The sequence below is a fragment of the Actinomadura sp. NBRC 104425 genome, from assembly GCF_030269545.1.
In the GTDB taxonomy this organism is placed as follows: Bacteria; Actinomycetota; Actinomycetes; order Streptosporangiales; family Streptosporangiaceae; genus Spirillospora; species Spirillospora keratinilytica.
Map to the genome: position 1 here is coordinate 1 of NZ_BSTN01000017.1, position 22,760 is coordinate 22,760.

The 22,760-nt window shown below is 74.4% G+C and carries 15 protein-coding genes and 1 pseudogene; 11 read left to right on the forward strand and 5 right to left on the reverse strand.

Going from position 1 to position 22,760, the window contains the following annotated elements; all coding sequences use genetic code 11:
* The 4 genes from QSK22_RS23155 to QSK22_RS23170 all read left to right on the forward strand — a co-directional run.
* Positions 1-2,504 (forward strand): condensation domain-containing protein (locus QSK22_RS23155; protein ID WP_285496423.1); only part of this gene is annotated, 2,504 nt, incomplete at its 5' end.
* Positions 2,489-6,424, forward strand: coding sequence for a non-ribosomal peptide synthetase (locus QSK22_RS23160; protein WP_285496424.1), 3,936 nt, complete (start codon positions 2,489-2,491; stop codon positions 6,422-6,424). The genes QSK22_RS23155 and QSK22_RS23160, both read left to right, overlap by 16 nt.
* 9 nt (positions 6,425-6,433) lie before the next feature.
* A complete protein-coding gene (locus tag QSK22_RS23165; RefSeq protein WP_285496425.1) occupies positions 6,434-6,643 on the forward strand; it encodes an MbtH family protein in 210 nt (69 codons plus the stop codon).
* A gap of 106 nt (positions 6,644-6,749) precedes the next feature.
* Entirely contained in the window at positions 6,750-7,487 is a 738-nt protein-coding gene (locus QSK22_RS23170) for a thioesterase II family protein (protein ID WP_285496426.1), read from the forward strand.
* Between the two features lie 37 nt (positions 7,488-7,524).
* On the opposite strand, the gene QSK22_RS23175 is transcribed toward QSK22_RS23170, so the two are convergent.
* The gene (locus QSK22_RS23175) at positions 7,525-8,397 is read right to left on the reverse strand and encodes a S1 family peptidase (protein WP_285496427.1); all 873 of its coding nucleotides are present in this window, start codon (positions 8,395-8,397) and stop codon (positions 7,525-7,527) included.
* A gap of 103 nt (positions 8,398-8,500) precedes the next feature.
* Here QSK22_RS23175 and QSK22_RS23180 point away from each other — a divergent pair.
* The 3 genes and pseudogenes from QSK22_RS23180 to QSK22_RS23190 all read left to right on the forward strand — a co-directional run bounded on the left by QSK22_RS23180 (position 8,501) and on the right by QSK22_RS23190 (position 11,410).
* Positions 8,501-9,459: pseudogene (locus QSK22_RS23180) on the forward strand (ornithine cyclodeaminase family protein).
* Between the two features lie 71 nt (positions 9,460-9,530).
* Positions 9,531-10,346 carry an SDR family oxidoreductase gene (locus QSK22_RS23185; RefSeq protein WP_285496428.1) on the forward strand — a complete coding sequence of 272 codons (816 nt, stop codon included), beginning with the start codon at positions 9,531-9,533 and terminating at the stop codon, positions 10,344-10,346.
* Positions 10,343-11,410: an NAD(P)H-dependent amine dehydrogenase family protein gene (locus tag QSK22_RS23190; protein ID WP_285496429.1), complete on the forward strand. Its 1,068-nt coding sequence runs from the start codon at positions 10,343-10,345 to the stop codon at positions 11,408-11,410. Before QSK22_RS23185 ends, QSK22_RS23190 begins: the two co-directional genes overlap by 4 nt.
* A gap of 50 nt (positions 11,411-11,460) precedes the next feature.
* Here QSK22_RS23190 and QSK22_RS23195 read toward each other — a convergent pair whose 3' ends face one another.
* A complete protein-coding gene (locus tag QSK22_RS23195; RefSeq protein WP_285496430.1) occupies positions 11,461-12,351 on the reverse strand; it encodes a helix-turn-helix transcriptional regulator in 891 nt (296 codons plus the stop codon).
* Positions 12,352-12,606: 255 nt separating this feature from the next.
* On the opposite strand from QSK22_RS23195, the gene QSK22_RS23200 reads away from it, so the two are divergent.
* Together QSK22_RS23200 and QSK22_RS23205 are read left to right on the forward strand one after the other, a co-directional pair.
* On the forward strand, positions 12,607-13,623 hold the full coding sequence (locus QSK22_RS23200) for a zinc-dependent alcohol dehydrogenase family protein (protein WP_285496431.1): 1,017 nt from the start codon (positions 12,607-12,609) through the stop codon (positions 13,621-13,623).
* A gap of 77 nt (positions 13,624-13,700) precedes the next feature.
* On the forward strand, positions 13,701-14,111 hold the full coding sequence (locus tag QSK22_RS23205; RefSeq protein WP_285496432.1) for a (R)-mandelonitrile lyase: 411 nt from the start codon (positions 13,701-13,703) through the stop codon (positions 14,109-14,111).
* 87 nt (positions 14,112-14,198) lie between these two features.
* Here the strand turns inward: QSK22_RS23205 and QSK22_RS23210 are convergent, their stop codons facing one another.
* A complete protein-coding gene (locus QSK22_RS23210; RefSeq protein ID WP_285496433.1) occupies positions 14,199-14,645 on the reverse strand; it encodes a PH domain-containing protein in 447 nt (148 codons plus the stop codon).
* A gap of 119 nt (positions 14,646-14,764) precedes the next feature.
* Between QSK22_RS23210 and QSK22_RS23215 the strand changes: the two genes are divergently transcribed.
* Positions 14,765-15,691 carry a Ppx/GppA family phosphatase gene (locus QSK22_RS23215; protein ID WP_285496434.1) on the forward strand — a complete coding sequence of 309 codons (927 nt, stop codon included), beginning with the start codon at positions 14,765-14,767 and terminating at the stop codon, positions 15,689-15,691.
* A gap of 4 nt (positions 15,692-15,695) precedes the next feature.
* On the opposite strand, the gene QSK22_RS23220 is transcribed toward QSK22_RS23215, so the two are convergent.
* Positions 15,696-17,174 carry a polysaccharide deacetylase family protein gene (locus QSK22_RS23220; RefSeq protein WP_285496435.1) on the reverse strand — a complete coding sequence of 493 codons (1,479 nt, stop codon included), beginning with the start codon at positions 17,172-17,174 and terminating at the stop codon, positions 15,696-15,698.
* 329 nt (positions 17,175-17,503) lie between these two features.
* On the opposite strand from QSK22_RS23220, the gene QSK22_RS23225 reads away from it, so the two are divergent.
* Positions 17,504-19,528: a protein kinase domain-containing protein gene (locus tag QSK22_RS23225; protein ID WP_285496436.1), complete on the forward strand. Its 2,025-nt coding sequence runs from the start codon at positions 17,504-17,506 to the stop codon at positions 19,526-19,528.
* Between the two features lies 1 nt (position 19,529).
* Here QSK22_RS23225 and QSK22_RS23230 read toward each other — a convergent pair.
* Positions 19,530-22,760, reverse strand: a 3,231-nt coding sequence (locus tag QSK22_RS23230; RefSeq protein ID WP_285496437.1) for an error-prone DNA polymerase, incomplete at its 5' end; no start/stop codon positions are given.

A 22,760-nucleotide genomic window follows, 5' to 3' on the forward strand; every position in this document is an offset into this window, starting at 1 on the left:
GTGCGGATCTGGCGTTGCGGTTGGTGGTGTTCGGCGGTGAGGCGCTGGAGCTGGGGCGGCTGGAGGACTGGTACTCGCGGCACCCGGACGACGCTCCGGTGCTGGTGAACATGTACGGCATCACCGAAACCACCGTGCACGTCACCTACCAGCGGCTGGATCGCATCTACGCGGCGACCGGCCCGGGAAGCCTCATCGGCACGGGCATCCCCGACCTGCGCATCTACGTTCTCGACGAGAGGCTGCGGCCGGTCCCGCCGGGTGTGGTGGGGGAGTTGTACGTGGCCGGGGCCGGTTTGGCGCGCGGCTATTGGAACCGTCCCGCGCTGACCGCCGAACGGTTCGTGCCCGACCCCTACGGTCGGCCCGGGACGCGCATGTACCGCACGGGTGACCTGGCCCGGTGGCGCAGCGATGGGCGTTTGGAGTATCTCGGCCGGTCGGATCTGCAGGTGCAGTTGCGCGGGTTCCGGATCGAGTTGGGCGAGGTCGAGGCGGTGCTGGCGCGGCACGAGGCGGTCGCCGACGTCGCGGTGATCGTCCGCGACGACCGTCTCATCGCCTACGTCGTCACCTCCGACGACATCGACCCCTCGGACTTGAGGCGCTTCACCGGATCCCAGCTGCCGGAGTACATGGTCCCGGCGGCCGTGGTGAAGCTCGACGCGCTGCCGTTGACGGTCAACGGCAAGCTCGACCGCGCCGCCCTGCCCGACCCGGGGGTGTCGGTGCGTGTGTCGTCGCGGACGCCCCGGACGGCCGAGGAAGAGGTGCTGGCCGGGTTGTTCGCCGAGGTGCTGGGCTTGGAACGGGTCGGCGTCGACGACGGGTTCTTCGACTTGGGCGGTGACTCGATCATCGCGATCCAGCTGGTGTCGCGGGCCCGCCAAGCGGGGTTGGTGATCTCCCCGCGCGAGGTGTTCCAGCACCAGACCGTCGAAGAGCTCGCCGCCGTCGCCCGCCCCCTCGCCGACGCCGACGCCGTCGAAACCGAACCGCCCGGCGCCGGACTGGGAGTCGTGCCCGCGACCCCCATCATGCGCTGGTTCCAGGAACTCACCGGCCCCACCGACGACTACAGCCAGCGCACGCTGCTCCAGGTGCCCCCGGGCCTCACCGTGGACGCCCTGGCCGCCGCCCTCCAAAGGGTCCTCGACCACCATGACATGCTGCGGCTGCGCGTCGACCGCACCGCCCCGGACTGGGAGTACGAGGTTCCGGAACCCGGCACGGTGGACGCCGCCGCACTCGTCCGCCGCGTGGACGTGTCCGGCGTCTGCGACCTGCGCGCCGTCCTCGCCGAGGAGGCCGCCGCGGCCCGCGCCGGCCTCGACCCCGCCGCCGGGATCATGACCCGGCTGGTGTGGTTCGACGCCGGGCCCGCCCGGTCCGGGCGGCTGCTGGTGACCGTCCACCACCTGGCCGTGGACGCGGTGTCCTGGCCGATCCTGCTGCTCGACCTGGTGACCGCCCTCACCGGCGGCGGCGAGTTCCACCCCGTCGGCACCTCCTACCGCCGGTGGGCGCAGCGCCTGGCAGCCGAGGCCGCCGAACCCGCCCGCACCGCCGAACTGCCGCTGTGGACCGACATCCTCGCCACGCCCGATCCGGTGCTCGGCCGCCGCCCCCTCGACCCCGCCGCCGACACGTTCGGCACGGCCCGCCACCTCACCGTGGACCTGCCCGCCGACGTCACCGCGCCGCTGCTGACCGACGTGCCCGCCGCCTTCCACGGCCGCGTGGGCGACGTGCTGCTCACCGCCCTAGCCCTCGCCGTCGCCGGATGGCGGCGCGACCGCGGCCGCGGCGACGACACCGCCGTACTGATCGACCTGGAGGGCCACGGCCGCGAGGACGTCGTCCCGGGCGCGGACGTCACGCGGACGGTCGGCTGGTTCACCTCGATCCACCCGGTGCGGCTCGACCCGGGTGCGGTGGAGCCGGGGGAGATCCGCGCGGGCGGCCCGGCGCTCGGCACCGCGTTGAAGAAGGTCAAGGAGCAGCTCCGCGAGATCCCCGACAACGGCATCGGCTACGGCCTGCTCCGCCACCTCAACCCGTCCACCGCCGGACGGCTCGCCGCGCACCCCGCCCCGCAGATCGCGTTCAACTACTTCGGCCGCTCGCCCCAGCCGGAGCCGGCCGACTGGGCGCCCGCCGCACGCGAGGAGACCGACGCGCTCGGCCCGAGCATGCACCCGCGCCTCGGCATGGTCCACGCGATCGAGGTGAACGCGCAGACCCGGGACCTGCCCGGCGGGCCGGAGCTCAGCGCCACCTGGACCTGGGCGGGCGGCCTGTTCACCGAGGACGAGATCGCCGACCTCGCCGGCCGGTGGCAGGACGCCCTGCGCGGGCTGGTCGCGCACGTGGCCGACGGCGCCTCGCACGGCCCGGTCGGCGGGTTCACCCCGTCCGACCTGCCGCTGGTGTCGATCAGCCAGGAGGAGATCGACGAGCTGGCCGCCGAGCTGGACGCGGAGGACGCATGGGATCCGGAGTGAAGTCGCAGCTGGAGGACATCTGGTCGCTGTCGCCGCTGCAGCAGGGCCTGTTCTTCCACGCGCGCTACGACTCCGGCGGCGGCGACGTCTACACCGCGCAGATCGCGTTCGACATGGTCGGGCCGCTGGACACCGGCGCGCTGCGGGCGGCCGCCGAGGCGCTGCTGCGGCGGCATGCCAACCTGCGGGCCGGGTTCCGGCAGCGCAAGGACGGCAGCGCCGTGCAGGTCGTGCACCGGCGGGTGCGGCTGCCCTGGACCGAGACCGACCTGTCCGACCTGCCGGCGGAGCGGCGCGAGGACGAGGCCCGCCTGCTCGCCGAGGCCGAACGCGCCCGGCCGTTCGACCTGGCCAGACCGCCGCTCCTGCGCTTCCTGCTGATCAAGCTGGCCGCCGACCGGCACCGGATGGTGTTCACCAACCACCACATCCTGCTGGACGGCTGGTCCACCCCGGTGCTGCAGACCGAGCTGTTCGCGCTGTACCTGGCCAAGGGCGACGACACGGGCATGCCCCGCGTCACCCCGTACAAGAACTACCTGGCCTGGCTCGCCCACCAGGACCGCGGCGCCGCCGAGGACGCCTGGCGGCGCGCACTGGCCGGCCTGGACGAACCCACGCTCGTCGCCCCGCACGCAGGCGACGCCCCCGCGGCCGCACCCCCCGACAAGGTGCGGCGCCTGCTGCCCGAAGACCTCACCGCCGCGCTGTCCGCGCGCGCCCGCGCCCACGGCGCCACCCTCAGCACCGTCCTGCAGCTCGCGTGGGGCGTGCTGCTGGCGCGCCTGACGGGACGCACGGACGTGGTGTTCGGCGCGGCCGTGTCCGGCCGTCCCCCCGAACTGCCCGGTGTGGAGCAGATGATCGGGCTGTTCATCAACACGCTGCCCATCCGCGTGCGGGCCCGCCCCGGCGACACCGTGGCCGAGGCCCTCACCCGCCTGCAGCGCGAACAGGCCGACCTGATGCCCCACCACCACCTGGGGCTGACCGACATCCAGCGCCTCACCGGCATCGGATCCCTGTTCGACACCATGACGGTGCTGGAGAACTACCCGTTCGACCCGGACGCGGCGGGCACCGACCTGGGCGGGCTCACCCTGCACGGCGTCGACGGCTACGACGCCAGCCACTACCCGCTCACCCTCGCCGCCGTACCGGGCCGGCGCCTGTCCCTCAGGCTCGACTACCGCACCGACCTCTACACCGCCCGCGACGCCGCCCGCGTCATGGAACGGCTCCTGCGCGTCCTGGAGGCGATCGCGCACCGGCCCGGCACGCCCCTGGCCCGCATCGACGTCCTCGACGACGCCGAACGCGGCCGCGTCCTGCGCGACTGGCAGGGCCCGGCCACCGCACGCCCCCCGCAGACCGTCACCGGCCGGTTCGCGCGCCGCACGGCCGAACACCCCGACGCCGTCGCCGTGCGTTCGGCGGCGGGGGAGACCCTCACCTACGCCGAGCTGGACGCCCGCGCCAACCGGCTCGCCCACCGCCTGGCCGGGCTGGGCGTGCGCCGGGAGACGCGGGTGGCGATGCTGCTCGAACGGTCCGCCGACGTGATCGCGGCGAGCCTGGCGGTGCTGAAGGCGGGCGGCGTGTTCGCGCCGATCCACCACGGGTACCCGCGCGACCGCATGGCCTGGGCGGTCGAGGAGGTCGACGCGCCCGTCCTGCTCGTCAACACCCCCATGAAGGACCGCGTCGCCGGCCTGGACGTCGGCGCCCGCATCCTGGTCGTGGACGACGACCCGGAGCTGGCCGCGCAGCCCGACACCGACCCCGGCGTCCCCGCCCACCCCGAACAGGCGGCGTGCGTGCTGTTCACCTCTGGCTCCACCGGCGTCCCCAAGGGCGTCGTGCTGCGGCACCGAGACATCGTGGCCCTGGCCGACGACGCACGCCTGCGCACCCCCGCGCACCAACGCGTGCTCGTGCACTCCCCGCACGCCTTCGACGCGTCCCTGTACGAGATGTTCACGCCGCTGCTCAACGGCGGCACCAGCATCGTCGCCCCGCCCGGACGCCTCGACGCCGACACCCTGGAACGGCTCATCGCCGCCGAGGACGTCACCGCGCTGTTCCTCACCACCACCCTGTTCAACCTGGTCGCCGAGGAACGCCCGCACGCCTTCGCGCGCCTGCGCCAGGTGCTCACGGGAGGCGAGGCGGGCTCCCCTGCGGCGATGCGCAAGGTCCTCGCGGCGTGCCCGGACACCGAGGTCGGCCACGTGTACGGGCCCACCGAGGCCACCACCTACACCACGGTCACCGGCATGCGCGGCGCGCTCGCCGACCCGGACGAGACCGCGGCGGTGCTGGGCCGGCCCATCGACGACATGCGCGTGTACGTGCTGGACGCCGGGCTGCGGCCGGTCCCGCCGGGCGTCCCCGGCGAGGCGTACATCGCGGGCGCCGGAGTCGGCCGCGGCTACCTGCACCGGCCCGCCCTCACCGCCGAACGGTTCGTCGCCGACCCGTTCGGCGCCCCCGGCGACCGCATGTACCGCACCGGCGACCTGGTGCGGTGGCGCGACGACGGCACCCTCGAATACCTCGACCGGGTCGACTTCCAGGTCAAGGTGCGCGGGTTCCGCATCGAACCCGGCGAGATCGAAGCGGCCCTCGCCGCCCACCCCGCCGTCGCCAACGCCGCCGTCGTCGCCCGGCAGGACGCCGGCGGCGTCAAACGCCTCGTCGCCTACGTCGTGCCCAAGGACGGCGGCGCCGACATGGCCGAGCTGCCGGCCGAGCTGCGGCGGCACACGGCCGAACGGGTGCCCGAGTACATGGTCCCGGCGGCGTTCGTCCTGCTCGACACCCTGCCCGTCAACCCCAACGGCAAGCTCGACCGCGACGCGCTGCCCGCCCCCGGCTTCGACGCCGCCGCCGGGGGACGCGCCCCCGCCACCCCCGACGAGGAACGGCTGTGCGAGGCGTTCGCCCAGGTCCTCGGCCTGGAACGGGTCGGCGCCGACGTCAGCTTCTTCGACCTCGGCGGCGACAGCATCACCGCGCTCAAGCTCGTCGCCCGCGCCCGGGAGGCCGGGATCGAGCTGACGCCCCGGGACGTGTTCACCCACCAGACCGTCGAGGCGCTCACCCGCCGCTACGCCGACGACACCGGCCGGCTCGGGTTCGAGGTGCTGCTGCCCCTGCGCACCACCGGGAGCCGGCCGCCGGTGTTCTTCGTCCACCCCGCCGGCGGCCTGGCCTGGGGCTACCTGCGGTTCTGCCGCCACCTCGGCCCCGACCAGCCCGTCTACGGCCTGCAGGCGCGCGCGTTCACCCAGGCCGAGCTGCCCGGGTCGGTGGAGGAGATGGCCGCCGACTACCTCGAGCAGATCCGCGCCGTGCAGCCGTCCGGGCCGTACCACCTGTGCGGCTGGTCGCTCGGCGGGCTGGTCGCCTACGAGATGGCCTGCCGGCTGCAGGCGGCGGGGGAGCGGGTCGCGCTGCTCGCCCTCCTGGACGCCTACCACGGCCAGGACCTGGACTCCGAACGCCGCGACGTGCTGCCCGAACTGCTGCAGGCCATCGGCGTGGACCCGCGCACCGTCGCCCCCGACGGCCACCCCGACATCAAGCAGATCATGGCGCTGCTGGCCGAACGCGGCGACGCCCTGGCCACGCTCGACGAGGACGCCCTGGTCAACGTCTACCGCAACTACGAGAACGGGCTGCGGCAGGCCGAGGCGTACCGGCCCGGGCGCTTCAGCGGCGACCTGGTGTTCTTCACCGCCCGCCGCGGCCGCCCCGCCGGGGCGCCGACCGCCGCCGCCACCTGGGGGCCGCTGGTCGACGGCCGCGTGCACGACCACCCCGTCGACGCCGAACACCACGAACTGCTGGAACCCGGACCCGTCGCCGAGATGGGCGCCGTGCTGGCCGCCCGCCTCGCCGCCACCGCACCACGCTGAGGAGAACCGATGACCAACCCCTTCGAAGACCCCGACGGCACCTACCTCGTCCTGGTCAACCACGAGGGCCAGTACTCGCTGTGGCCGTCGTTCGCCGAGGTCCCCGCCGGGTGGACGGTCGACAAGACCGAGGACACCCGGCAGGCCTGCCTGGACCACATCGCCGAGCGCTGGACGGACATGCGGCCGAGGAGCCTGGCCGAGGCGATGGGCGACTAGCCGCCCCCGGGCATGGCCGGTCGGACGGACGCCGGGGGTCGCCGCGGCCGCTGCCGTACCATCCCCGCGTGAGCCCGCCTCCGGCCGAGGACGAGGAGTTGATCACGTGACGTGGTTCCGCTGCACCGAGACCCGCCCCTGGGCGTCGCTGCGGCTGTTCTGCTTCCCCCACGCGGGCGGATCGGCGGTGTTCTACCGCCCGTGGTCCGCGCGGATCGGCCGCGCCGTCGAGGTGCAGGCGGTGCAGTACCCCGGGCGCGCCGACCGCCTCGCCGACCCGTTCGTCGACGACGCGCACCAGCTCGCCCGCCTGATCGCCGGGGCGATGGCGCCGCTGCTGGACCGGCCCGCCGCGCTGTTCGGGCACAGCATGGGCGCCATCATCGCCTACGAGACGGCCCGGCTGCTGCAGGAACGCGGCACCGCCCCCGTGCACCTGTTCGCGTCCGGCGCACGCGCCCCGCACGACCGCGAGGACCGGCGCTTGTCCGACCTCGACGACGACGGGCTGGTCGCCGAGATGGTCGCCCTGGGCGGGTCGGACGCCGACGCCCTGCGCGACCCCGAACTGCGCGAGCTGGTGCTGCCGTACGTGCGCAACGACTTCCGGCTGGTCGAACGGTACGAGCACCGCCCCGGGCCGCGGCTCACCGTCCCGGTGACGGCGCTGGTCGGGGACGCCGACCCCCATGTCCCCGCCGACCGGGCGCCCCGGTGGGGCGACCTGACCGACGGCGCGTTCCGCTGCCAGGTGCTGCCCGGCGACCACTTCTACCTCGTCCCGCAGCGCGACACGGTGATCGCGGAGGTGGAGCGCGCCCTGGCGGTGCCTGCGGGCCCCTGACCCCGCGGCGCGCGGGACCAGGGGCCGTCGCAGCGGGTCAGTACACCTCGACGCCGTACGCGCTGAGCGCCTCGCCCACCGGCTGGAAGAACGTCGTGCCGCCCGACGTGCAGTCGCCGCTGCCGCCCGAGGTCAGGCCCAGCGCCGTCGACCCGGCGAACAGCGGACCGCCGCTGTCGCCCGGCTCGGCGCACACCGTCGTGCGGATCAGGCCCGTGACGGTGCCCTCGGCGTAGTTGACGGTCTGGTTCAGCGCCGTCACCTCGCCCTCGTGCACCCCGGTCGTGCTGCCGCTGCGGGTGACGCGCTGCCCCACGGTCGCCGAACCGGCCTGCGTGATGTCCTGCGTGCCGCCGTAAAGGCTGACGGTGCCGCGGGTGTCGGCGGGCGTGCCCGCGTACCGGACGAGGCCGTAGTCGTTGCCCGGGAAGCTGCTGCCCGCGTTGTCGCCGAGCTTGCTGGTGCGCCCGGAGTCGGAGTACCACGACGAGCCGGCCTCGGTGCAGTGCCCGGCCGTCAGGAAGAAGTACTCCGAGCCGCGGCGGACGTTGAAGCCGAGCGAGCACCGCCCGCCGCTGGTGTAGATCGCCTCACCGCCCGCCGTGAACAGGCGGAACTCGCCGTTCACGCGTTCGGTGCGCACCGCGGCGCCGTGCGCGGCGGCGGCCGCGCGCACCTTGGCGAGCCGCTCGCCGGTGACGGTGCGGTCCACCGACAGCACCACCTGGTCGGCGGCCGGGTCCACGGCCCAGGCGGTGCCCGGGACGGAGGCGTCCCGCTTGAGCGCCGCCATGACCTTCTGCAGGTCGTCGCCGCCGCGCTGCACCATCTTGGGCTTGGCGCCCGCCGCGCGCACGGCCTCGGCGGCGTCCGCGTCGGTCACGGTCACCGTCAGGTCGCCGGTGCCCAAGATCCAAAGATTTGTTGGCAGGTTGGGAAAGGCATGGACATGCCGGCCGCCGGGCAGGATGACCGGTTCAGCGGACCACCGCGCCCCGCCGCCCGACGGCACAATGAACCGGGTGACGCTGCTGCTGACCCGCTCCGACCTGGAACGACTGCTCGACCCCGCCGACTGCCTGGCCGCCCTGCGGCACGGATTCACCGCGCCGCCGGCGCGGACGGAGCCCCGCCGGGTGGTGACGGGCCTGCCGGAGGGCAGCGCGACGGTGCTGGTCCCCGGGCTCATCGAAGGCGTCCCCGCCTACACGGTGAAGGTGAACGCCAAGTTCCCCGGCGCCCGCCCGGCGCTGCGCGGCGTGGTGTGCCTGCACGACCTGCGCACCGGCGAACTGCTCGCCCTGCTCGACTCGGCGACCGTGACGGCCTGGCGCACCGGGCTCGCCGCCGCCCTCGCCACCGACGCGCTGGCCCGCCCCGGCGCCCGTGCGGTGGCCGTCGTCGGCGCGGCGCCCAGGCCGAACTGGTGATGCGCGGGCTGGCGGCGCTGCGGACGATCGAGGCGCTCACCGTATGCGACCTGGACCCGGGCCGCGCCGCCGCCTTCGCCGAACGGCACGGGGCCTCGCTCGGCGTCCCCGCCTCGGTCGCCGGCGAGCCGCGCGCCGCAGCCCGCGCCGCCGGCATCGTCGTGCTGGCCACCTGGGCGCGGCGGCCGCTGCTGCACGCCGCCGACGTGCCGCCCGGCACCCACCTGACCTCGCTGGGCGCCGACGAGCCGGGCAAGGCCGAGCTGTCGGCCGACCTGCTGGACGGCGCCCGCGTCGTGGTCGACGACATCGCCCTCGCCACCCGGATGGGCGCGCTCGCCGGCGCCGCCCCCGCCGTCCGGCGCGCCGCGACCACCCTGCACGACCTGCTGTGCGGCCGGGCGGCGGGCCGCGGCCGCGACGACGAGATCACCGTCTACGCCCCCGTCGGCCTGCCCTGGCAGGATTTGGCCCTGTCGTGGGCCGCCTACCGGGCCGCCGCGCGCGCCGGAGCCGGAACGACCGTGGACCTGCTCGCCTGAGCACCGTATTGAAACACGTTCTAGGTCGGGCTTACGCTGGCCGCAGCCGAGCAGCCGGAAGGGGGGCGCCCGTGATCCTGGACCGCTTCCGCATCGACGGGAAGGCCGCCGTGGTCACCGGCGCGGGCCGCGGCATCGGCGCCGCCACCGCCGTGGCGCTGGCCCAGGCCGGCGCCGACGTCCTGGTGGCCGCCCGCACCGAAGAACAGCTTCGCAAGGTCGCCGCCGAGATCGAGGCGGCCGGGCGGCGCGCCGTCGTCGTCCCGGCCGACCTGTCCGACCTGGCCGCCGCGGCCGCCCTCGCCGACCGGGCCGCCGCCGCGTTCGGCCGCCTGGACATCGTCGTCAACAACGTCGGCGGGGCGCTGCCGCGCGCCTTCACCGACACCGGCTACGACCATCTCGAGAACGCGTTCCAGTTCAATGTCGGGATCACGCACGCCCTCACCCGCGCCGCCGTCCCGCACCTGCTGGCGTCCGGCGACGGCGCGGTCGTCAACATCTCCTCGGTGATGGGCCGCGTCGCGGGCCGCGGCTTCCTCGCCTACGGCACCGCCAAGGCCGCCCTCGCCCACTACACCCGGATCGCCGCGCTCGACCTGGCGCCGCGCGTGCGCGTCAACGCCATCGCGGTCGGGTCGGTCGCCACGTCCGCCCTCGACATCGTCATGAGCAGCGACGAACTGCGCACTCAGATGGAGGGCAACACGCCCCTGGGCCGCATCGGCGACCCCGAGGACATCGCCGCGTCCGTCCTCTACCTCGCCTCGCCCGCCGGCGCCTACGTCACCGGCAAGGTGCTGGAGGTCGACGGCGGCATCGACCGGCCACAGCTCGACCTCGGCCTGCCCGACCTGCGGCCCCCGGCACCCCAGGAGTCCCGATGACCTACCGCGTCGTCCAGTGGAGCACCGGCAACGTCGGCCGGCACGCCATCGCCGGGATCGCCGGGCATCCCGACCTGGAACTGGCCGGGGTGTGGGTGTCCAACCCCGCCAAGGTCGGCCGGGACGCCGGGGAACTGGCCGGGCTCGGCCGCGCCCTCGGCGTGACCGCGACCGGCGACGCCGACGAGGCCCTGGCCCTGCGCCCCGACTGCGTCGTCTACACCGCGATGGCCGACGTCCGCCTCGCCGAGGCGCTCGACGACCTGTGCCGCATCCTGCGGGCCGGGGTGAACGTCGTGTCGAGCAGCCCGGTGTTCCTGCAGTTCCCCGACGGCGTCGTCCCGCCGGAGATGTCGCGTCCGGTGCGCGAGGCCGCCGCCGCGGGCGGCGCATCGATCTTCGTCAACGGCATCGACCCCGGCTTCGCCAACGACACGCTCCCGCTGGTGCTGACCGGCATCAGCGAGCGCGTCGACGAGGTCCGCTGCATGGAGATCCTCAACTACGCCACCTACGACCAGCCGACCGTGCTGTTCGACGTCATGGGCTTCGGCCGCCCGCTGGACGAGACGCCGATGCTGCTGCACCCGGGCGTGCTGACCATGGCGTGGGGCAGCGTGGTGCGCCAGCTGGCGGCCGGGCTCGGCATCGAGCTGGACGAGGTCGCCGAGTGGCACACCCGCGTCCCCGCGCCGGAGACCTTCCAGATCGCCTCCGGCACGATCGAGAAGGGCACGGCGGCCGGGCTGCGGTTCGAGGTGCGCGGGCTGCGCGGGAGCCGCCCGGTGATCGTCCTGGAGCACGTCACCCGGCTGCGCGACGACCTGGCCCCCGACTGGCCCCGGCCCGCCGGTTCGGGCTGCTACCGCGTCGAGGTGCGCGGCGAACCGGACTACACCCTCGACCTGCGGCTCCTCGGCGGCGACGGCGACCACAACACCGCCGGGCTGAAGGCCACCGCCATGCGCCTGGTCAACGCCGTCCCCGCCGTCGTCCAGGCGCCCCCCGGCCTGCTCACCGCCCTGGACCTCCCCTTGATCACGGCCCGCAACGTCCACCCCTGATCGGCCGACGGAAACCCTCCCCGCCGAGGCCTGCTCTTTGGGCGGGGTGGTCAGCCGCTGGAGCGCGGTGCGGGCGAGGGCGTGTGAGGGGTGGCGGCCCAGGAGGCGAGCAGGCGCAGCCTCTCCTCGGAGGGGGAGCCGGGCTCGGCGGTGTAGATGGTGAGGGTGAGGCCCGGTTCGGCGGCCATCTCCAGGCCCTCGTAGGCGAGGGTGAGGTCGCCGACCGCCTGATGGTGGAAGCGTTTGGTGCCGGTGCCGTGGCGGCGGACGTTGTGGGCGCCCCACCGGGTGCGGAACTCGTCGCTGCGGGTGGACAGCTCGCCGACCAGGTCGTGCAGGTCCTTGTCGTGTGGGTTGCGGCCGGCTTCGGTGCGCAGGATGGCGACGGTGATGTCGGCGGCCTGGCCCCAGTCGGGGTAGAAGCGGCGGGAGGCCGGGTCGAGGAACTGGAACCGGGCCAGATTGTCTTGGTTTCCAGGGGTGGCGTACACGTCGCTGTAGAACGCCCGGCCGAGCCGGTTGGCGGCGAGGATGTCCATGCGGCCGTTGCGGACGAACGCGGGCCCGGCGGTGATGGCGTCCAGGGTCCATTGCAGGCTGCGATGCGGCTTCCACCGGCCCTTGGCGGGGCGGCGGCGGGGGCGGGTGAGGGCGACGGTGCCGTCGGCGGCCTGGGCCAGGTTCAGCAGGTGGGCGCGTTCGGCGTCGTCCAGTTGGAGGGCGCGGGCCAGAGATTCCAGGACGGCCGGGGAGACGCCGGCGAGGTTGCCGCGTTCCAGTTTGGCGTAGTACTCCACGCTCATGTCGGCCAGGGCGGCGACCTCGCTGCGGCGCAGCCCCGGCACCCGGCGCCGGGAACCCGCCGGGAGCCCCACCTGCTCCGGAGTGATCTTCGCGCGCCGCGAGGTGAGGAACTCGCGGACCTCCTCACGGTTGTCCACACCTCGACGTTACGTGCCGGCGGCGGCCGTTAGGGAGGTACTGCCGGTACACCCTTCGCCGGTGACTGGCAACGCGCGCAGGCCGGGGGTTGGCTGGACGGTGTGGTGCTCCTCCCGCCGGCCGCCATGCCGGTGATCGGAAGAGTCCCGTGCCCGGCCCCGGCGGTCCGACGCCTGAGTTCCGGGTCCCGATGTGCACGCGGCACGGCCGAAGTCCTGCCGGTGCGCCCCTGACGAGAAAAAGGAAATCTCCTCATGCGCGGAGCAGTGATTCACGCCCCTGGCGACATCCGTTTCGAGACCTTGGACGACCCGAAGATCACCCACTCCACTGATGCGATCATCCGCACCGCGGTGACGTGCGTGTGCGGCTCGGATTTGTGGCCCTACCGCGGCGTGGAGCCGACCGCCGAGCCGCATCCCATGGGCCACGAGTACGTCGGCTTCGTGGAGGAGGTCGGGCCGGAGGTGACCGCGGTGAAGCCGGGGCAGTTCGTCGTCGGCTCGTTCGCGACCTCGGACAACACATGTGCCAACTGCCGCAACGGCTTCCAGTCCAACTGCGTGAACCGCGAATTCATGAGCACCTGCCAGGCCGAGTACGTCCGCATCCCCAACGCCCAGGGCACGCTCGTGGCCACCGACGGCGTGCCCGGCGAGGAGTTCTGGCCGGGGCTGCTGGCGGTCTCCGACGTGATGGGCACCGGCTGGTGGGCCGCCGAGGCCGCCGAGGTCCGCCCCGGCTCCACCGCCGTGGTCGTCGGCGACGGCGCGGTCGGCCTGTGCGCGATGATCGCGGCCAAGGAGAGGGGCGCCGAGCGGATCATCGCCATGTCCCGGCACGAGCCCCGCCAGAAGCTGGCCCGCGAGCTCGGCGCGACCGACATCGTCGCCGAGCGCGGCGAGCAGGGCGTCGCCCGGATCAAGGAGCTGACCGGCGGGATCGGCGCCGACAGCGTGCTGGAATGCGTCGGCACCCCCGAGGCGATGAGCCAGGCCCTGCGCTCGGCCCGTCCGGGCGGCAGCGTCGGGTTCGTCGGCGTCCCCCACGATGTGGCGGTCGACGGGCAGGAGCTGTTCTTCTCCCACGTCGGCATGCGCGGCGGTCCCGCCCCCGTACGGCGCTACCTGCCCGACCTGATCGACCGGGTGCTGACCGGCGCCATCGAGCCGGGCAAGGTGTTCGACCTCGTCCTGCCCCTGGAGCAGGTCGCCGAGGCCTACAAGGCCATGGACGAACGCCGCGCCGTCAAGGCCCTCCTGAAGCCCTGACCCCGAGGTCTCGACCGAGTCCGGCCCTCCCGCGGCCGGGAGGGGCGGACGTTCACACCCGCAGACAAGGAACGACCATGCAGATCACGCGAAGCTCGATCGACACCGCCAAAGGCCCGGCGGACTGGTTCACCGGCGACGTCTACATCGACGCCGTCGCCGCCGCACCCGCCCCGTCCCGGGTCACCGCCAGCCTGGTGCACTTCATGCCCGGGGCGCGGACCCACTGGCACCGCCACCCGCTGGGCCAGACCGTCTTCGTCACCGAAGGGATCGGCCTGTGCCAGCGCCGGGGCGGCCCGATCGAGGTCATCCGGCCCGGCGACCGCGTCCTGTTCGAGCCCGACGAGGAGCACTGGCACGGTGCCGCCCCCAACCGGCTGATGGTCCACCTGGCCATCAACGAAAGCGACGCCGACCACGATGTCGTGCACTGGCTCTCCCCGGTCACCGACGCCGAATACGCCGCCGCCCCCGCCACCGCCTAACCCCGCACCCTCCGACCGTGCCGCATCGGCGTGCACGGCCGGCGGCCCCTGCCCGCGCCGCCGCCGTGCACGCCCCGCCGAACGCGCCTAGTTTTCGGGGTGGGAGGCGGCGCGCCTGCGGAGCCGTTCCAGGGCGGCCGCCACGTCGTGGACGTCGGCCCCCAGGTCGAAGAAGCTGAACAGGAACAGGTCGTCGGCGGTCTCGATCTCCAACAGCCGGGTGTGCATCAGCAGCCGCCGCCGCTCGTCCACCCGGACCGCCGCCACCTCGGGCCAGGCCAGCCGGCGCCTGCCCGCGTACCCGCGCACCACGGTCACGCCCTCGGCGTCGGCGGCGACCCGCACCGGCGCCAGGACGTCCCGCAGGGCCAGCGCGGCCAGCCCGACCGCCGCCACCCCCGCCAGCAGCAAAAACTGCCGGTCGTCGGACGACACCGCGGCCAGCGTCGCCACCACCGCGGCGGCCGCGGCCTTGACCGCGACGTGCACCGGCGGCACCCGCCAGCTCCGCGGCGACCCGCCTTCCTCGCTCACACCGGTCACGGTAGCAACGCCCCCGGCGTCCGGCACCGTGCCCGGCGGCGCCCCCGGGCACGGGACGAAACACGTGATCCGTGCTATAGGACGGCGCATCCGTCCGATAGCGTCATGGCATGCGACTCGGCGTGCTGGACGTGGGCTCGAACACCGTCCACCTTCTGGTGGTGGACGCCCATCGGGGGGCGCGCCCCCTTCCCGCCTTCTCCCACAAGGAGGAACTGCGGCTGGCCGCCCACCTGGACGGCGACCGCCTGACGGAGCGGGGCGAGGCCCTGCTGAACGAGTTCGTCGACGAGGCGCTGCGGGTCGCCGAGGACAAGGGCGTGGAGGACCTGGTCGCCTTCGCCACCTCCGCCGTGCGCGACGCCGTCAACGGCGAGGAGGTGCTCGCCCGGATCCGCGCGCGGGCCGGCGTGGACATCCGCGCGCTGCCGGGCCCCGACGAGGCGCGGCTGACGTTCCTGGCGGTGCGGCGCTGGTTCGGCTGGTCCTCCGGCCGCCTGCTGGTGATCGACATCGGTGGCGGCTCGCTGGAGATCGCGGCGGGCATCGACGAGGACCCGGACGTGGCGATCTCCCTGCCGCTGGGCGCCGGCCGGCTCACCCGCGACCACCTGTCCGCCGACCCGGCGCCCCCCGACGAGCTGCGCGCGCTGCGCCGCCACGTCCGCGCCGAGATCGCCCGCCGGATCGGCGAGGTGGTGCGGTTCGGGCCGCCCGACCACGCCGTGGCCACCTCCAAGACGTTCAAGCAGCTCGCCCGCATCACCGGGGCCGCCCCTTCGGCGGAGGGCCCCTACGCCAAGCGGCTGCTGCGCCACGCCGACCTGGTGGAGTGGACCGAGAAGCTGGCCCGCATGACCGTCGAGGAGCGGGCCGGCCTGCCCGGGGTGTCCGAGCAGCGGGCGCCGCTGCTGCCCGCGGGCGCGATCGTCGCCGACGCCGTGATGGACCTGTTCGGCGTGGCGGAGCTGGAGATCTGCCCGTGGGCGCTGCGCGAGGGCGTCATCCTGCGCCGCCTCGACATGATCACCGGCTGAGGGGTCAGCGTCCGCCGGCGTTCCCGCCGAAGATCTCCCCGGGGGACACGCGGGTCCCGCTCATCAGCTGCGAGACGGTCACGAACCGGTAGCCCTTGCGGGCGAGCCGGTCCAGGATGCGCGGGAGCGCCTCCGCCGTCGCACGCCGGGTGTCGTGCAGGAGGACCACCGCGCCCGGGCGGGCCGCCGACACGGTGCGGTCCGCGATCACCTTCGGGTCGCTGGTGACCTCGTCGTGGACGTCGACGTTCCACATCACCTGCACCAGCCCCAGGGACGCGGCGACCTGCCCCACCGAACCGTCGGTCGAGCCGTACGGGGGCCGTAGCAGCCGCGGTGCGCGTCCCACGGTGTCGCGCACGAGCAGCTGCGTTTCCTGCACGTCCATGTGCATCTGAATGGCGGCCAGGCGTTCCAGGTCGCGGTGGTCCTGCGTGTGGTTGCCGATCTCGTGCCCCTCGGCGGCCTGCCGGCGCAGCAGGTCGCGATAGACGGCGGCGTTGCCGCCCACCGCGAAGAACGTGGCGCGGGCCCCGTGGGCGGCCAGCGTGTCCAGCAGCCGTCCCGTGTAGGGCCCGGGGCCGTCGTCGAACGTCAGCGCCACGCACTTGGCACGGCGGCAGTCCACGGGCGCCGGCGGGGCGGCCGACTGCGTTTTCACGCTGGGCGTGCTGGACGGGGGGCCGGTCGTCTCCGGACGCAGGGCCGCCTGCGGCCGGTGGGCGAGGGCGGCCTGGCGCGCGCGCCGCCCGAAGTCCGACAGCAGGGGCATGATCGTCGCGCTGTCCAGGACGGCGGCGATCCGCCCTGCCGTCCCGGGTGCGACGGTGTAGTCGCTGAACTCCACCACCAGGTCGCCCTCGGTGTTGAAGCCCATGGAGGAGAACAGCAGGGGGTCCGGGCGGACCCGTTCGAGGGTGACCTGACCGCCCAGGTGCTCGCGGACCCGCTGCGTCAGTGCGGCCAGCCCCTGCGGGCCGTTCACCAGGTCGGCGGACGGGTGCACCGTCCGGGTGGCGCCGTCGTACCACAGCGTGCGCCGCGCCTCACCCCCCGTGGAGCCCAGCGTCCGGGACGTCACCAGCCGGACCCCGACCACGTCGCCCGAAGCGGCCGTCAGCGACCACCGGACGTTGAGCTCCGGCACGTCGCCGGCGGGCAGCGGCGGGACGCGGGTGCTCGCGGAGTCGAACGGCGCCACCTGCTCGTCGACCGCGGCGGCCAACGCCTTCGTCAGTTCCGGTGCCCCGGGCACCTTCGGGTACGCGATGAACACCCGCTGGTGCCCGTCCCGCCGGACGCGCGTCACGGTGGTGAGGCCAGGGACCGCGGCAGGGTCGGCGGTGCGGATCGTTGGGGAGTCCTTCGGCGCCGTGGCGTGCCCGCTCGGCTGCGCGGTGCACCCGGTGAGGAACACCGCCCCGAGCGCCGTCGCGGCGGCTGCATGCCATAGGCCGGTCAGCCGCCGGCGCGTCCCGGACAACAGAGCACCCCCTTGGTAGGCGACGTCGGACGGTGTGCTGGACGGTGTGGACGGCGGTGGCCGCACGTCGACTCTGGCAAGCTGTCACATTAATGCCGGTATGAGCGTTTCGATCGTCGGCTTGGGGGGTATGAAACGGAGCTTTAATGTCCGGCGGTCGGCATTTGGTGATCTGTTGACCTGCGCCTGAACCTGGCCGTAGGTCCGAGCGTCTGCCATCGTGAGCACAGAAACGGACCCGGACCGCCCGCGCGGGCGGTGGCTCCCGCGGGTCCCGGCGGAGCAGAGCGGGCCTCGCGGAGGCCGGCCGGTGGTGGAAGGGGATCGCCATGGACGGCCCGCCGACCCCTGGCTCGGATGTGGGGGAGCCCCGGCCGGACCTGCCGTCGCGGGTGGGCCGGTACCGCATCGAAGCCAAGATCGGCGAGGGCGGCATGGGCGCGGTCTACCTGGGCCGCGACCCGGACGGACGGCCGGTCGCGGTCAAGGTGGTGCGCCCCGGGCTGGCCGACGACCCCGCCTTCCTCGCCCGCTTCCGCGACGAGGCCCGCAACGCCGAGCGGGTCGCCGCGTTCTGCACCGCGCAGGTCCTCGAACACGGCGAGGACGACGGCGTGGCCTACCTGGTGACCGAGTACATCGAGGGCCCGTCGCTGCTGCGCCACGTCACCGACAACGGCCCGCTGTCGCCCGGCATGCTGCACGGCGTCGCGGTCGGCGTGGCCGCCGCCCTGGTCGGCATCCACGCCGCCGGGCTCGTCCACCGCGACCTCAAACCCAGCAACGTGCTGCTGTCCATCTCCGGCCCGCGCGTCATCGACTTCGGCATCGCCCGCGCCCTCGACGCCGCCGCGTCCCACACCCGCACCGGCCAGATCATCGGCAGCCCCGGCTGGATCGCGCCCGAGCAGATCCTCGGGCAGCGCGCCACCCCCGCCGTCGACGTCTTCGCCTGGGGCTGCCTGGTCGCCTACGCCGCCAACGGCCGCAACCCCTACGGGCGGGGCTCGTTCCAGCTCATGGCCGCCCGCGCCGTCCACGCCGACCCCGACCTGGGCGTGCTCACCGAGCCTCTGGCCGGCCTCGTCCGCAGCGCCCTCGCCAAGGACCCCGCGCAACGTCCCAGCGCCCGCGACCTCCTGCTGGCCCTCACCGGGGGCACCGGCACCGAGGCCGACGTCAACACGACGATCGACGAATCCTGGCGCCTCCGCGACCCGGGACCGGCCGCACCACAAGATCCCGCGACACTACGCGACCCAGGAGGCACCGCGCCGAGCGGCTCTGTGACGCACCAGGAAGCAGGGGCCGCCGCGCCGAGCGGCTCCGCGACGCGACACGATGCGGGTTCGGTCGCCCCAAGCGAACACGGGGCGGTCACGCGGGAGGCCCTTGGGCGTTCCGATCGGCGCCGTCCACGGCGCCCCCTCGTGCTCACGGGCGCGGCGGCGCTCATGGCGGCCGTCGTCGCAGGCGGCGTCGTGCTGATGGTCAGGGACCGCGACGGCGCGTCCGGCACCGGGGCGGCGACCCCGGCGGCGCTGCCGAAGGACCCTTTGCTCGTCCGGATCGACACCCGGCCCGGATGGCCCGGCACATGCCACGGCGACATCGGCGTGTACGTCCCCGGCGCCGCCGCCCCCACCACCCTGGTGGACGGCCCCCAGTGCGACACTCTCCCGGTGTGGTCGCCGGACCGCAGGCGCATCGCCTTCACCCGGTCGGGCGGCGGCCGCACCGAGGCGTGGGTGATGAACGCCGACGGCAGCGATCCGCGCAAGGTCACCGACCGGATATCGGGCGGGCGCGTGGCCTGGTCCCCGGACGGACGGCGGCTGGCGTTCATGGGCCGTGACAACGGCGTCGCGCAGATCTTCGCCATCACCATCGGCGAGACGACGCCGACACGGCTCACCGACGACCCCGCCGACAAGGACGACCCCGCATGGTCGGCCACGGGGCGGCTGGCCTTCTGGAGCAAACGCGACGGCACCGAGCAGATCTACACGCTCGACCCGCAGCACCCCGACCGGCCGTGGACGAGGATCACCGCGGACGGCGTCCGCGCCGTCGACCCCGCCTGGTCCCCGGACGGGCGGCGCCTGGCCTACACGCGCGGCGCCTACCCCCGGGCCGACATCTGGGCGGTGAACGCCGACGGCACCGGCGCCCGCCGCGTCACCGCCGACGCCGGACACGACATGGACCCCACGTGGTCGCGGAACGGCGCGTGGATCGCCTACGTCAACGGCCGCTACGCCCAGCCCCGCCTGCGCGCGGTGCGCCAGGACGGCTCCGGCGACCGGTCCCTCGTCCCCGGCGCCGTGTCCTTGGGGCACCCCGGCTGGTCCTAGCTCAGCGGAAGTCTCGGGAGCGGACGCGGCCGGGGACGGGAAGGCGGCGAAGCCGGGTGGCGCGGACGTTGGTGACCCCGTCGACGCGCTCCAGGCGCCCGTTCACCAGCAGCGCCTGCGCGTCGACCGCCAGGCCCCGGTGCCGCTGGAACACCGGCGGCGGGCACACCACGTTGATGACGCCCGTCTCGTCCTCCAGCGTCATGAACACGATCCCCCCGGCCGTCGGGGGCCGCTGCCGGTGGGTGACCAGGCCCGCCACCACCACGTTGGTCTCCGCGGGCGCCTGCGCGAGCCCCTCGGAGGGCACCGCGCCCAGCTCGTCCAGCGCCTCCCGCACGTGCGCCATGGGATGGGTGTGGGAGACCCCCGTCGCCCACAGGTCCGCCAAGGTCTCCTCCACGGGAGTCATCGCGGGCAGTGGCGGGGCGATCGTTCCCGGGGTGGCGCCCTCCAACTGATCGGGGCCGCTCCCGGCGAGCGCGCCCGCCGCCCACAGCGCCTCCCTGCGCGACAGGCCGAAACAGCCGAACGCCCCGGCCGTGGCCAGGGCCTCCAGCGCCGCCGCGGACAGGGGGACGCGCCGTGCCAGATCCTCCATGCTCGCGTAGGGGCGGCCTGCGGCGATGGCCTCGGCGGTGTCCTCGCCCAGGTTGCGTACGCCCGCCAGGCCCAGGCGGATCGCGGGCTGCGGCGCGCTGGGCGCGTGCGGATGCCTCGACCGCACCGGCACGGGCTCCTCCAAGGTGGGGTGCGCGCCGCTGGCGTTGACGTCCACGCCCCTCACCTCCACCCCGTGGCGGCGGGCGTCGGCCAGCAGCGACTGCGGCGAGTAGAAGCCCATCGGCTGGTTGCGCAGCAGCGCGGCGGTGAACGCCGCGGGATAGTGCCGCTTGAGCCAGGCGCTGGCGTACACCAGGTGCGCAAAGCTCTGCGCGTGCGACTCGGGAAACCCGTACCCGGTGAATCCGAGGATCTTCTCGTAGACGTCCTCGGCGACGTCGGCGGGGATGCCCCGCTCGGCCATGCCGCTCAGCAGCCGCTCCCGGAGCCGCTCCACCCGCTCCGGCGCCCGCTTGGCGCCCATCGCCTGCCGCAGCCGGTCGGCCTCGGCGGGGGAGAAGCCCGCGCAGTCCACGGCCAGCTGCATCATCTGCTCCTGGAACAGGGGGACGCCGAGGGTGCGCGCCAACGCGTTCTCCATGAGCGGATGCGGGCACTCGGCGGGCTCCTCCCCCCGGCGGCGCCGCAGATACGGGTGGACGGAGCCGCCCTGGATGGGGCCGGGCCTGATCAGCGCGACCTCCACCACCAGGTCGTAGAACTCGCGCGGCCGGAGGCGGGGCAGCGTCGCCATCTGCGCCCGCGACTCCACCTGGAACACCCCGACGGTGTCCGCGTCGCACAGCATGTCGTACACCAGGGGGTCCTCCGGGGGGACGGACTGCAGGTCGTACCGTTCGCCGTGGTGTTCGGCCACCAGGTCGAAGCAGTCGTGCAGCGCGGCCAGCATGCCCAGCCCCAGCAGGTCGAACTTGACCAGCCCCGCCGCCGCGCAGTCGTCCTTGTCCCACTGCAGGACGCTGCGGCCGGGCATCCGCGCCCACTCGACGGGGCACACCTCCCCGACCGGCCGGTCGGCGATCACCATGCCCCCCGAGTGGATGCCCAGGTGCCGGGGCAGCGTGAGCATGCGCTGCGCCAGCCGCGTCACCGCCTCCGGGATGTCGGCCTCCGAGCCGACCGGGTCACGCGGATCGATGCCCCGCGACCAGGCGTCCTGCTGCCCGGGGGAGAACCCGAGCGCGCGCGCCGCGTCCCGTACGGCCATGCGCGGCCGGTAGCTGATGACGTTGGCGACCTGGGCGGTGCGCTCGCGCCCGTACTTGTCGTAGACGTACTGGATGACCTCCTCACGGCGGCGGTGTTCGATGTCCAGGTCGATGTCGGGAGGCCCGTCGCGCCCGGGGGACAGGAACCGCTCGAACAGCAGCCCGTGCCGCACCGCGTCCACACCGGTGATGCCGAGCGCGTAGCACACCGCCGAGTTGGCCGCCGAGCCCCGCCCCTGGCACAGGATGCCGCGGCTGCGGCAGAACTCCACGATGTCGTGCACGACGAGGAAGTAGCCGGGGAAGCCCAGCTGCTCGATCACGTCCAGCTCTTTGGCGATCTGGGCGTACGCGCCCGGGACGCGTTCCCGTTCGGGCGGCCCGTACCGCCGCCGCGCCCCCTCCGCCACCAGGTGCCGCAGCCAACTCGCCTCGGTGTGGCCGTCGGGGACGGGCCAGTCCGGCAGGCGCGGCGCCACGACGGCGAAGTCGAACGCGCATTCCCGGGCCAGTTCCACCGTGCGCTCCCGCACCCCGGGGAACCGCGCGAGCCGCACCGCCATCTCCGCCCCGCCGCGCAGGTGCGCGGTGCCGGCGGCGGGCAGCCACCCCGCCATGTCGTCCAGGCTGCGCCGCGCGCGCACGGCGGCCAGGGCCTGCGCCAGGCGCGCGTCCGGGCCGGGCGCCGCGAAATGCACGTTGTTGGACGCCACCACCCCCACGTCCACCCGGGCCGCCAGCTCCGCCAGGGCGTCGTTGCGCGGATCGTCGCCCGGAAGGTCGTGGTCGACCAGCTCGACGAACACGTTGCCGCGGCCGAACATGTCCACCAGCCCGCAAAGCTCCCGCTCGGCGGCCTCCGGGCCGTGCTTCCGCAGCGCGGCGGGCACCGCCCCCTTGCGGCACCCGGTGAGCACTGCCCAATGGCCGCCGTGGGCGTCGGCGAGCGACTCCGCGTCGTAGACGGGCCGCCCTTTCTCCCCGCCCGCCAGCTGCGCCGCGGTGATGGACGCACACAGCCGCGCGTACCCCTCCGGGTTGCGCGCCAGCACCGGCAGATGCCGGCCCGCCGGATCGGGCTGGCCCGTCTGGGGCCCGGGCAGCCCCAGGCTCAGCTCGGCCCCGAACACCGTTGCGATGCCCGCCTCGGACGCCGCCTGCGCGAATTGCACCGCCCCGTACATCCCGTCGTGGTCGGTGAGCGCCATGGCCTCCACCCCGAGCCGCGCCGCCTCCGCCACCAGCGCGGCCGGGTCGCTCGCCCCGTCCAGGAAGCTGAACGACGAGTGGCAGTGCAGCTCCGCCCACGGCACGGCGGCAGGCCGCACGGGCCTCGCCGCCGCCCGCCCCGGCTCCGTCCGATTCCGCCCGGCCTGGTCCTGCCCGGCCTGGTCCTGCGT